General features: G+C 62.6%; 6 protein-coding genes. 4 read left to right on the top strand and 2 right to left on the bottom strand.

Annotated elements, in window-relative coordinates:
- Positions 1-420: 420 nt before the first annotated feature.
- Together P7A97_RS17725 and P7A97_RS17720 are read right to left on the bottom strand one after the other, a co-directional pair.
- The gene (locus P7A97_RS17725) at positions 421-1,530 is read right to left on the bottom strand and encodes a hypothetical protein (protein WP_277691438.1); all 1,110 of its coding nucleotides are present in this window, start codon (positions 1,528-1,530) and stop codon (positions 421-423) included.
- Between the two features lie 78 nt (positions 1,531-1,608).
- Positions 1,609-2,076: an Lrp/AsnC family transcriptional regulator gene (locus tag P7A97_RS17720; protein ID WP_277691437.1), complete on the bottom strand. Its 468-nt coding sequence runs from the start codon at positions 2,074-2,076 to the stop codon at positions 1,609-1,611.
- A 197-nt stretch (positions 2,077-2,273) separates the two neighbouring features.
- Between P7A97_RS17720 and P7A97_RS17715 the strand changes: the two genes are divergently transcribed.
- The 4 genes from P7A97_RS17715 to P7A97_RS17700 all read left to right on the top strand — a co-directional run bounded on the left by P7A97_RS17715 (position 2,274) and on the right by P7A97_RS17700 (position 10,929).
- Positions 2,274-5,741, top strand: coding sequence for an indolepyruvate ferredoxin oxidoreductase family protein (locus tag P7A97_RS17715; protein ID WP_277691435.1), 3,468 nt, complete (start codon positions 2,274-2,276; stop codon positions 5,739-5,741).
- A gap of 216 nt (positions 5,742-5,957) precedes the next feature.
- Entirely contained in the window at positions 5,958-7,013 is a 1,056-nt protein-coding gene (locus P7A97_RS17710; protein ID WP_277691434.1) for a Glu/Leu/Phe/Val dehydrogenase dimerization domain-containing protein, read from the top strand.
- Between the two features lie 71 nt (positions 7,014-7,084).
- Positions 7,085-8,545 (top strand): sodium-dependent transporter, encoded by a 1,461-nt coding sequence (locus P7A97_RS17705; protein ID WP_277691433.1) that lies wholly within the window; start codon positions 7,085-7,087, stop codon positions 8,543-8,545.
- 179 nt (positions 8,546-8,724) lie between these two features.
- Complete coding sequence (locus P7A97_RS17700) at positions 8,725-10,929, top strand: OsmC domain/YcaO domain-containing protein (RefSeq protein ID WP_277691432.1); 2,205 nt, start codon at positions 8,725-8,727, stop codon at positions 10,927-10,929.
- The last annotated feature ends 20 nt before the right edge of the window (positions 10,930-10,949 follow it).

Here is a 10,949-nt window from a genome sequence, read left to right as displayed (position 1 = left end):
CAGAGCGTCGAGGGCTGCATTCCCACGCAGAGCGTGGGAACGATCACTGCGCGCAGCGCCAAGAAAAACCACCAGGCACCTCGGAACCCAAGTCCCCGTCAGAAGGCCGAGTGGAGGTGTTGCGCAGGGGGACGTGCCGCATGGATGCGGCGAGACGGCTGGGCGCCACCGCGATAAAGGGGCAAGGACGTCCCTTGTACGCCGGCCCCCGGAGCGGCACCGAAGGGAGGGAAGTCTGGCCGCAGGCCAGACCCGGATGTCGGGGTGGCCTTCTCTTTGGTTGCTTTCTCTTGGTCGGGGCGGCCATCCGCAGACAAGAGAAAGTGACTCGCCGTAAGGGCGAAAGGGGCGATTTATTCAGCTCAGTGGCCTGGAAAATAAATCCGTTCCCTTTACGCAAGCAAGTTTTATGTACCCCTTTCAGTCTAGGGGCTTAAAGAAGTTGACGAGAATATCAAGAAAGTCCAGGCCGCCTGGGGCATCTAGCCAGTCATTTTCCTTTAAGTAAGTTTCAATATCTTCTGGCTCTTTCATTGCCGCTAGGACGTGTAACAAATAGAAAGAGCTAATTCCAGGTACAACCGGGCTCGGCTTTTCGGATTCTTGATCAGGGTCTTCGTCTGGCAGAGCTCTGAGTGCAGTTGTCATTCTTAAGATGCTGGGTTCGTGCTTCTTAAGGAGAGAGGAAAGTTTTTCTATTGTGGTTATGTCGAAGCCGGCTAGGCGCTTAATGATCCTTGATTCGTTAAGGCTTGCGCTTGTCTCGTAATTGCCTAGCTCACATACCTTTTTGTCAAGTTGCAGGCTTAAGGGGTTATGGGTTACAAATTTCTCATAAGATAAAGCGTCAAGGCCGATATTTTTTGTGTTTATTTTTATTTGTTTGTCGAGTGCTTTTGAATACCTGTCAATTTCTTTTCTAATTGAAATGAACTCTTGGTCTGCCAGTTCTAGCAGTCCCGATAGACGAGAAAATTTTCGTTTAATGGGGCCGGGGACTTCGAATTCGTTTTTATAGCCAATGTCGTGCTCAATCTCAGCCCAAGTGTGTTGCAGTATGGATCTAATCTGAATTTCTACTTTAAGACCGTCGTAGTCGGAATATTCTTGGAGTTTAGATCTAGTGCTTTTCAAAGATGCAACATAGTGTAGTGAAAGGTATCCGAAACGATCGGGGTCAAGGATTATTCTCTTGTCAATGCTATTTTCTCGGTCTATTTCAAATTCTTTCTCTATAAGCTTTGCTATAACGTCTACGTCGTCAGAGTAGTGGGTTATTATTCTGATTCCAGCTAGGTCGGTTATATCGGGGAGGTTTCTATAATGGCTCTTTTTTGTGATTTTTCTCTCGAAGCTTGCTCGATCTTTGCAGCGGCCTGAGATTGAATGCACTTCGATCTTTTTTGATGTCAATAGTCTTTTGATTAGGTCTGTTGTAGTGCTGCAGAAGGCTGCGTAGCGCCCTATTGCCATGTCGAACTGTTGAAGTAGTATGGCTGAAGTAGTGGGGTGTTTGATATGTGAGTCCATCCTGCTTTTCCGTATTGGTCGTTACGTAAGATTCGGTAGAAAACTGCGTGATTTGATTCTACGCGAAATTTTCCATCATCAATCCAACGGCAACTCCGTCGTCCTCTTCACCACACTCATCGCAATATGCGAATGCGCCTCCTGCACATGCGGCCGCTGCAACAGATGGTCGCGCAGGAAACGCTCATAGTCGGCAATGTCCTTGGCCACCACCTTGAGCAGGTAGTCCGAGCCGCCGGCCATGGTGTGGCACTCCAGCACCTGCGGGTAGCCGACCACCGCTTCCTCGAACTCTTCCAGGTTGTTGCGGCCATGGGCCGACAGCTTGATATCGACGAACACCGTCATGCCCAGGCCGAGCTTCTGCGGGTTGAGCAGGGCGACCTTGCGTTCGATCAGACCCTCTTCCTGCATGCGATGGATGCGGCGCCAACAGGGTGATTGCGACAGCTCGACCTTCTCGGCGATCTCGGCGGCGGAGAGGTCGGCGTTGTGTTGCAGCAGACGAAGAATGCGGCGGTCGATGGGGCTCAGCTTTTCCTGCATGAATTTTTCTCTTTGTTTGTCATGGCGGAATAACTCATGCGCAGTATTCCGTTAGCGGTGCGAAAAAAGAAAGAAAAATCCAGAACTCCTCGGTCATAGTTTTGCCCATCCGGTCTGTTGCGGTGACCCCGCGTCAGGCTTAACGGCGACCTCCAAGAAAGGTCGTCTCGCTCACACAAGAATAAAAGGAGCGCCCCATGTCTCTGGCCGAAATCCGTCTGGACGACAAGTACCGTGTAGCCACCGGCCGGCTTTACCTGACCGGCACCCAGGCGTTGACCCGCCTGCCCATGCTGCAGAAGCAGCGTGACACTGCCCATGGCCTCAACACCGCCTGTTTCATTTCCGGCTACCGCGGCTCGCCGCTCGGTGGGCTGGACAAGAGCCTGTGGGAAGCCAAGCAGTTCCTTCAGGACAACCACATCCACTTCCAGCCGGGCGTCAACGAAGAGTTGGGCGCCACCGCCGTGTGGGGCAGCCAGCAGGCCAACCTGTTCCCCGGCGCGCGCTACGACGGCGTGTTCGCCATGTGGTACGGCAAGGGCCCGGGCGTGGATCGCAGTGGCGATGTGTTCAAGCACGGCAACTCGGCGGGCGTTTCCAAGCATGGCGGCGTGCTGGTGCTGGCCGGCGATGACCACGGCTGCAAGTCCTCGACCATCGCCCACCAGAGCGAGCACGCCTTTATCGCTGCGTCGATGCCGGTGCTGAACCCGGCCAACGTTCAGGAAATCCTCGATTACGGCATCCTCGGCTGGGAACTGTCGCGCTACAGCGGCTGCTGGGTGGCGCTGAAGACCATCGCCGAGAACGTCGATTCCTCCGCCGTGGTGGACGTCGACCCACTGCGCGTCGAGGTCAAGCTGCCGACCGACTTCCAGCTGCCGGAAGACGGCGTGCATATCCGCTGGCCGGACCCTCCCCTGGCCCAGGAAAAGCGCCTCAACCAGTACAAGATCTACGCCGCCCGCGCCTTCGCGCTGGCCAACAACCTCGACCAGATCAAGCTCGATTCGCCCAACCCGCGCCTGGGCATCATCACCACCGGCAAGTCCTACCTGGACGTGCGCCAGGCCCTGGATGACCTCGGCCTGGACGAGGAACTGTGTGCCCAGGTCGGCCTGCGCGTGCTGAAGATCGGCATGAGCTGGCCACTGGAGCCGGTGTCCGTGCACAACTTCGCCGAGGGCCTGGACGAGATCCTGGTGGTCGAGGAGAAGCGCAGCATCATCGAGGACCAGCTCACCGGCCAGCTGTACAACTGGCCGGTCGGCAAGCGCCCGCGGGTGGTCGGCGAGTTCGACGAGGAGGGCAACTCGCTGCTGCCCAACCTGGCTGAGCTGACCCCGGCGATGATCGCCCGGGTCATCGCCAAGCGCCTGGCGCCGATCTACACCAGCCCGCAGATCGAGGAGCGCCTGGCCTTCCTCGCCGCCAAGGAGGCCGCGCTGGCGGCACCTAAGCACGACACCAAGCGCACCCCGCACTTCTGCTCCGGCTGTCCGCACAACAGCTCCACCCAGCTGCCGGAAGGCAGCCGCGCCCTCGGCGGCATCGGCTGCCACTACATGACCCAGTGGATGGACCGCAACACCGACACCTTCACCCAGATGGGCGGTGAGGGCGTTACCTGGATCGGCCAGGCGCCGTTCACCGACACCCCGCACGTGTTCCAGAACCTCGGCGACGGCACCTACTTCCACTCCGGCCACCTGGCCCTGCGCGCCGCCGTGGCTTCGGGCGTCAACATCACCTACAAGATCCTCTACAACGACGCGGTGGCTATGACCGGGGGCCAGCCGATCGACGGCGAGCTGCGCATCGACCAGCTCAGCCAGCAGGTGTATGCCGAGGGCGTCAAACGCATCGCCCTGGTCAGCGACGAGCCGGACAAGTACCCGACCCGCGCCACCTTCGCGCCCATCGTCACCTTCCACCACCGCCGCGAGCTGGATGCCGTGCAGCGCGAGCTGCGCGAGATCAAGGGCACCACGGTGATCCTGTATGACCAGACCTGCGCCACCGAGAAGCGTCGCCGGCGCAAGCGCGGCAAGCTGGCCGACCCGGCCAAGCGCGCCTTCATCAACCCCTCGGTGTGCGAGGGCTGTGGCGACTGCAGCGTGAAGTCCAACTGCCTGTCCGTGCTGCCGCTGGAAACCGAGCTGGGGCGCAAGCGGCAGATCGATCAGAACGCCTGCAACAAGGACTTCTCCTGCGTCGAGGGCTTCTGCCCGAGCTTCGTCACCGTGCATGGCGGTGGCCTGCGCAAGCCCGAGGCGCTCGGCGCCAAGGCCCTGTTCGTGGCGTTGCCGGAACCGCGTCACCCAACCCTGGAGCGGCCGTGGAATATCCTCCTGCCGGGTGTCGGAGGCAGTGGTGTGACCACCGTCGGCGCGCTGCTGGGCATGGCCGCGCACCTGGAAGGCAAGGGCTGCACCGTGCTCGACCAGGCGGGCCTGGCGCAGAAATTCGGTCCGGTGATCAGCCATATCCGCATTGCCGCCAGGCAGGACGATATCTACGCCGTGCGCATCGCCGCCGGTGAGACCGACCTGCTGCTGGCCTGTGATCTGGTGGTGGCGGCCGGTGAGGAGTCCCTGGCCAAGCTGAACGACAAGATCGCTCACGCGGTGGTCAACAGCCACGAGGCGGCCACCGCCGAGTTCACCCGCAATCCGGACGCCCAGGTGCCCGGCGCGGCCATGCGCGAGGCGCTGGTGGAGGCGGTGGGCGAGGGCAAGACCCACTTCGTCGACGCCACCCGCCTGGCCACTGCGCTGCTCGGCGACACCATCGCCAGCAACCTGTTCATGCTCGGCTACGCGTACCAGAAGGGTTTGGTGCCGGTGTCGGCGGAGGCCATCGACAAGGCTATCGAGCTCAACGGCGTGTCGATCCCGCTCAACCAGCAGGCGTTCCTCTGGGGCCGCCGTGCCGCCCATGACCTGACCGCCGTAGAGCAACTGACGAAGCCGAAGAACCCTGAGGCGCCGCGCTGCGAAACCTTCGAGGAAATTGTTGCCGACCGCATGCAGCGCCTGACCGCCTACCAGGATGCCGACTACGCGCAACGCTATCTGCAACTGGTGGAGCGCGTGCGCCAGGCCGACAGCAGTGCCGACCAGGCGCTGAGCCGTGCGGTGGCGCGCTATTACTTCAAGCTGCTGGCCTACAAGGACGAGTACGAAGTGGCGCGGCTGTACAGCGACCCCAGCTTCCGCCAGCAGCTGGAGGCGCAGTTCGAGGGCGACTATCGCCTGCACTTCCACCTGGCGCCGAGCTGGCTGGCCAAGCCCGATGCGCGCACCGGCGCGCCGATCAAGCGCGAGTTCGGCCCGTGGGTGCTCAAGGCCTTCGGCATGCTGGCGCGCTTCAAGTTTCTGCGTGGCAGCGTTTTCGACCCGTTCGGCCACAGCGCCGAGCGCAAGGTCGAGCGCGAGCTGATCGAGGAGTACGAAGAGCTGGTCGAGCTGCTGCTCAAGGAGCTGCGCCCGGACAACCTGCGCACTGCCGTGGCCCTGGCTGAGCTACCGGAGCAGATCCGCGGCTACGGCCACGTCAAGGAGCATGCCGTGGCCCAGGTACGCGAGCAGACCAAGCAGCTCAAGGCCCGTCTGCTGGTCAGCGAGATCGCCGCGGTACAGCTGTTTGAGCCGGCCGCCTAACGCGTCACCCCTTGCCGTCCTCTGCCTTTCCCCTGAGGGGAGAGGGCGGCCTTTTACATCCCCAAGCCCACGAATGCCTTCGAAGTGCTTTGTGGGAGCGGTGGGCGGCAATCCGCTTCAGCCGCGTCTGAACAACGCAAGAGCATCGCGGCTAAAGCCGCTCCCACAGGACCATTGAGGGCAGCCGTTTGGCGTGCCCAGATTTGAGGAAACAGCATGTCCGTCTTCACCCATATCGACTTCGACCATCACGAACAGGTGGTCTTCGGCCACGACCAGGCCAGCGGCCTCAAGGCCATCATCGCCGTGCACGACACCACCCTGGGCCCGGCCCTCGGCGGCTGCCGCATGTGGAACTACGCCTCGGACGAGGAAGCGCTGCGCGACGTGCTGCGCCTGTCGCGTGGCATGACCTACAAATCGGCCCTGGCGCGCCTGCCGCTGGGCGGCGGCAAGGCGGTGATCATCGGCGATCCGCGCAACGGCAAGAGCGAGGCGCTGTTCCAGGCCATGGGCGATTTCGTCGACAAGCTCGGCGGCCGCTACATCACCGCCGCCGACTCCGGCACCGGCGTGGCCGAGATGCAGATCATGGCCCAGCGCACCCGCCACGTGGCCGGCGCCGGCCAGCGCGAGGCCTTCGGCGGCGGCACCCGCGACGGCGACCCGTCGCCGTCCACCGCCTACGGGGTGTTCGTCGGCATTCGCGCGGCGGTCCGTCATCGTCTCGGTCGTGACGATCTGAGCGGTCTGAAGGTGGCGATCCAGGGCGTCGGCCAGGTCGGTTTCGGCCTGGCCAAACACCTCAAGGACGCCGGCGCCGAGTTGTGGGTGACCGACATCTTCGAGGCCAACCAGCGCCGCGCGGTCGAGGAGCTGGGCGCCCAGGCGGTCAGCCAGCACGACATCTTCGGCCTCGATGTCGACGTGTTCGCTCCATGCGCCCTGGGCGCCATCGTCAACCCGCAGACCCTGGAAGCGCTGCGCGCACCGATCATCGCCGGCGCCGCCAACAACCAGCTGGCCAGCCCGGAACTGGCCGAGCAGTTGCGTCGCCGCGACTGCCTGTACGCGCCGGACTACGCGATCAACGCCGGCGGCATCATCGACGTGTGCTACGAGCGCACTGGCGGCAGCACCGAGCAGCTCAAGGCGCACATCGAAGGCATCGAAACGACCCTCGACGAGATCTTCCGCCGGGCCGCAGCCGAAGGCGCGACCACCACGGCGGTTGCCGATCGCATGGCCCGCGAGATCCTCGGCCGCGGCTGACCCGATCCACCGCGCCGCCGGCGTGCGGCGGCGCATTCCTTCCGTCACACACAACAACAAGCAGGTGACGCATGACCCGTGAAAAACCGAAGAACCTCTGGCTCTCGCGCTGGGGCTTCATCCTCGCTGCCACCGGCTCGGCCGTGGGCCTGGGCAACATCTGGAAGTTTCCCTACATCACCGGCGAATACGGCGGCGGCGCCTTCGTCCTGATGTACCTGGCGTGCATCCTGGCCATCGGCATTCCGGTGATGATGACCGAGATCGCCCTCGGTCGCCGTGGCCGCGGCAGCCCGCTGGACGCGGTAGCGCGGGTCGCGCGCGAGGGCGGGGCGCACCCGCTGTGGCGTGGCGTGGGGCTGATGGCCATGGTCGCCGGCTTCATGATCCTGTGTTTCTACGTGGTCGCGGCCAGCTGGGCCTTCGCCTATACGTGGAAGATGCTTGATGGCTCGCTCGCCGCCACCAGTGTCGAGGCGCTCGGTGGCGTGTTCGAGGCGCACAATGCCAACCCCTGGCAGCTCGGCGGCTGGAGCCTGCTGGTAGCGCTGCTGACCCTGTTCATCGTGGCCAAGGGCGTGCAGAAGGGTATCGAGCGCTCGGTGAGCTGGATGATGCCGGGCCTGGCGGTGATGCTGCTGATCCTGGTTGGCTATGCCTACAGCAGCGGCAGTTTCAGCGCCGGGGTGGATTTCCTGTTCACCTTCGATGCCTCGAAGATCACCGGCGAAGCGCTGCTGGCCGCCCTGGGCCATGCCTTCTTCACCCTCAGCCTGGCCTCCGGCGCCATCCTCATCTACGGCTCCTACCTGCCGGATGGCCAGTCGGTGGCGCGCACCACCTTTGTCGTCGCCATCGCCGACACCTGCGTGGCCCTGCTGGCCGGCCTGGCGATCTTCCCGATCATCTTCGCCAACGGCCTGAGCCCGAGCGCAGGACCGGGGCTGATCTTCATGAGCCTGCCGCTGGCGTTCCAGCAGATGCCGTTCGGCACCTTCTTCGGCGTGCTGTTCTTCGCCATGGTGTCCATCGCCGCGCTGACCTCGGCGATTTCCCTGGTCGAGGCCACCGTCGCCTACCTCAACGAGAAACACGGCATCAGCCGAGCCAAGGCCGCCACCGGCGCTGGCGTGGTGCTGCTGCTGATCAGCCTGCTGGCCATGCTGTCGTTCAACGTTATGGCGGGCTGGACGCCGGGCGGCAAGAACCTGTTCGACTGGCTGGACTACCTGACTTCGCGCTGGATGATGCCGCTGGGCGGCATCGGCATGGTGATCCTCGCCGGCTACTGCCTGCGCAGCGAGGTGATGCGCGACGAGCTGAACCTGCCGCCGCTGGGCTACGCGCTGTGGCTGTTCATGGTGCGTTACGTCAGCCCGGTGCTGATCGGCATCGTGTTCCTGCACGCGCTGGGCTGGCTGGGCTTCGACCCGGTTGCCCGCTGGTACTGGATCGCTGGGGTGATTGGTGCTTTGGCGGTTGCCGGCGAGTTGCTGGCACCACGAGTGCGGCAGGAACTGCTGCGAGACTAGTGTCGCAGGCGCCGTTCGGGGCAAAACGCCAGCGGCAGCGTGATGCGAAAAGAGGCCATATGGCCTCTTTTCATTTGTTATTAGGCGCTGTGCAGGAGCCTGCGCGTCGGCCGGGCGAGACTTCCCGGCGAAAAGCCGGATAATGGCGACCTTTCGTCTTACCCGTGCCCGGTACCCCCATGGAAATCAAGGTCAACTTTCTCGACAACCTGCGTCTCGAAGCCAAATTCGATGACTTCACGGTGATTGCCGATCAGCCCATCCGCTACAAGGGCGATGGCTCGGCACCGGGGCCGTTTGACTATTTTCTGGCGTCCTCGGCGCTGTGCGCGGCCTACTTCGTCAAGCTGTACTGCCAGACGCGCAACATCCCCACCGACAACATCCGTCTGTCGCAGAACAACATCGTCGACCCGGAAGACCGCTACAAGCAGATCTTCAAGATCCAGGTCGAACTGCCGGCGGACATCTCCGACAAGGACCGTCAGGGCATCCTGCGCTCCATCGACCGCTGCACCGTGAAGAAGGTGGTGCAGACCGGCCCCGATTTCGTCATCGAGGAGGTGGCCAACCTGGACGCCGACGCCCAGGCCCTGCTGATCCCGGCGCTGACCGAGGGCGAGGGCACGCGCATCCTCGGCAAGGACCTGCCGCTGGAACAGACCATCGCCAACATGTCCGGCATCCTTGCTGAGCTGGGGATGAAGATCGAGATCGCCTCCTGGCGCAACATCGTGCCCAACGTCTGGTCGCTGCATATCCGCGACGCGCAGTCGCCGCTGTGCTTCACCAACGGCAAGGGCGCGACCAAGGAGAGCGCGCTGGCCTCTGCGCTGGGTGAGTTCATCGAGCGGCTGAACTGCAATTTCTTTTACAACGACCAGTTCTGGGGCGAGGAGATCGCCAATGCTCCGTTCGTTCACTACCCGAACGAGCAGTGGTTCAAGCCCGGCCCGCGCGATGCGCTGCCCGAGGAAATCCTCGACGACTACTGCCTGGCCATCTACAACCCGGACGGCGAGCTGCGCGGCTCGCACCTGTACGACACCAACTCGGGCAACAAGGCGCGCGGCATCTGCTCGCTGCCCTTTGTGCGCCAGTCCGATGGTGAGACGGTGTATTTCCCGTCCAACCTGATCGAGAACCTGTACCTGTCCAACGGCATGAGTGCCGGCAACACCCTGGCCGAGGCGCAGGTGCAGTGCCTGTCGGAAATCTTCGAGCGCGCGGTCAAGCGCGAAATCCTGGAGAACGAACTGGCCCTGCCGGACGTGCCGCAGGAGGTGCTGGCCAAGTACCCGGGCATCGTTGCCGGCATCAAGGGCCTGGAGGAACAAGGCTTCCCGGTGCTGGTCAAGGATGCGTCCCTGGGCGGCGAATTCCCAGTGATGTGCGTGACCCTGATGAACCCGCGCACCGGCGGCGTGTTCGCCTCGTTCGGTGCGCACCCGAGCTTTGAGGTGGCGCTGGAGCGCAGCCTCACCGAACTGCTGCAGGGGCGCAGCTTCGAGGGCCTCAACGACCTGCCGCAACCGACTTTCGAGAGCAACGCGCTGACCGAGCCGAACAACTTCGTCGAGCACTTCATCGACTCCAGCGGCGTGGTGTCCTGGCGCTTCTTCAGCGCCAAGGCCGACTATGAGTTCGTCGAGTGGGACTTCTCCGGTCACGGCGAAGAGTCCAACGCCCGGGAAGCCGCGACCCTGTTCGGCATTCTCGAGGACATGGGCAAGGAGGTGTACATGGCGGTGTACGACGACCTCGGCGCCAACGCCTGCCGCATCCTGGTGCCGGGCTATTCGGAGATCTACCCGGTCGAGGACCTGATCTGGGACAACACCAACAAGGCGCTGATCTTCCGCTCCGACATCCTCAACCTGCACAGCCTGAGCGACCTGCGTCTGAAGAGCCTGCTCAAGAGCCTGGAGAACTGCGAGGTCGACGACTACACCGACATCACCACGCTGATCGGCATCGAGTTCGACGACAACACCGTGTGGGGCCAGCTGACCATCCTCGAACTGAAGCTGCTGATCTATCTGGCGCTGAAGAAGTACGACGAGGCCAAGGCGCTGACCGAAGCCTTCCTGCAGTACAACGACAACACCGTCGAGCGTGGCCTGTTCTACCAGGCGCTCAACGTGGTGCTGGAAGTGCAGCTGGACGACGACCTGGAACTGGCCGACTACGAGGCCAACTTCCGCCGCATGTTCGGCAACGAGCGGATGGACGCGGCCATCGGCTCGGTCAACGGCAGCATGCGCTTCTACGGTCTGACCCCGACCAGCCTGCAGCTGGAGGGCCTGGACAAGCATCTGCGGCTGATCGACAGCTACAAGAAGCTGCACGCGGCGCGAGCTAGAGCCGCAGGGCTTTCCAGCTAGGAGCGGTCTGCAACTGTATG

This window comes from Pseudomonas sp. GOM6 (assembly GCF_029537485.1).
Taxonomy (GTDB): Bacteria; Pseudomonadota; Gammaproteobacteria; order Pseudomonadales; family Pseudomonadaceae; genus Aquipseudomonas.
This window is presented reverse-complemented; position numbering and strand designations above follow the sequence as displayed.